A 1,389-nucleotide genomic window follows, 5' to 3' on the forward strand; every position below is an offset into this window, starting at 1 on the left:
TGACTAGTCCTGAAAAACTGATACAGATTATAGTACAAAAATAAATAATTAAACCAGAGTAATTTTACTATTGCTTTGGTTTTTGTTTTTATAGGTTTTCATTTTAATTTGTGATTGGTTATGCATTTGGTTTGGAGTTAGATAATGATTTGAAAAATGTGGTCGTAAATCATTGTAGATTTCGATTGATTCATTTACTATCTTTTTCCTTAAATTATTGTTTATATCATGTTTATCAATATCAAACTCATGCTTTAAAATACCATTCACTCTCTCTGCTATTGCATTTTCATAAGGATCGGAGTTTTGTGTCATACTACATTTTAATTGATGTTTCTGTAAAAGTTTTTGATACTCATTCGAGCAGTATTGTAAACCACGATCGGAATGATGGATTAAAGATTCTCTCATCCCTTTATGCTTCTTGAGAGCTCTTTTTAAAGCTATAATACTACTCTGTGTATTCAAATTGTCTGCAACAAAGTGTCCCATTATTTTCTTAGAATATGCATCAGTTATTAAACTTAAATAGCTTGGATTTTTTCGGTTTCCTATATAAGTAATATCTGCAACCCATACTTGGTTGGGCTTTGTTATCTGGTAGTCCAGGAGCAGGTTCTTATGCTTTCTAAAACGATGATGAGAGTTGGTCGTAATGTGATAGCTTTTGCGAGGCTCAATCAATAAATGATTAGCTTTTAAGATGGCAAAGAATTTATCTCTCCCCACCTTAATGGAGCTTAAGGATCTCTGTAAAATAAAATATAATTTCCGGCCTCCTAACCGGGGCATCTTAACACGAAGATTCTCTACCAGCTTTACTACCTCTGAAGCTTTATCTTTACAAACTTTCGTACGCTTTATACTTCTATAATAGATTTGTCTATTTAACCCTAACAATCCGCAAGTAAAAATCAAAGTTTCTTTTTCTTTACTGCGGAAGTAATCGATTGTTCGGGTGGTGAGTTTTTTCGAATATCAATGTGATATTCTTTCTCAGCCAGATCAATCATCATATCAAAAAATATGGACTTTTTATCTGCAATATAAGCCTGCTTTTCTAAGAATGCCTTTTGCTTTTCAAGAAGCCTTACCTGGGCTTCTAATTCCATTATACGTTGTTCAGGTGTTTTTTCCATCGCGTAAGGTCTTTGGTTTTCCCAATCAAAGTTACCATATTTTCTCAGCCAATTTAAAATAGTTCCATGAGATTGAATACCATATTTCTTACGACAATTAGTAATAGTGGATGCTCCTGATTCAACTTCTTTCACGATTTGAAGTTTTAAACTTAAACTGTAATCCTTCTGTGTACGTTTAATGTACGTGGATGTTAATGTTTCTGCCATAACGATTCTTTTTTGTGTATCGCTATTTCAGGACGAGACA

At 32.9% G+C, this 1,389-nt stretch carries 2 protein-coding genes; both read right to left on the reverse strand.

The window, feature by feature from the left end; all coding sequences use genetic code 11:
- Positions 1–48 precede the first annotated feature (48 nt).
- Positions 49–918, reverse strand: a complete 870-nt coding sequence (locus tag FFS26_RS22350) for an IS3 family transposase (RefSeq protein ID WP_202844066.1) — start codon at positions 916–918, stop codon at positions 49–51.
- Complete coding sequence (locus FFS26_RS22865) at positions 915–1,349, reverse strand: transposase (RefSeq protein WP_228449481.1); 435 nt, start codon at positions 1,347–1,349, stop codon at positions 915–917. The genes FFS26_RS22350 and FFS26_RS22865 overlap by 4 nt, the downstream gene beginning before the upstream one ends.
- Between the last annotated feature and the right edge of the window lie 40 nt (positions 1,350–1,389).

Source organism: Chryseobacterium sp. 2VB (genome assembly GCF_005503635.1).
GTDB lineage: Bacteria > Bacteroidota > Bacteroidia > Flavobacteriales > Weeksellaceae > Chryseobacterium > Chryseobacterium cupriresistens.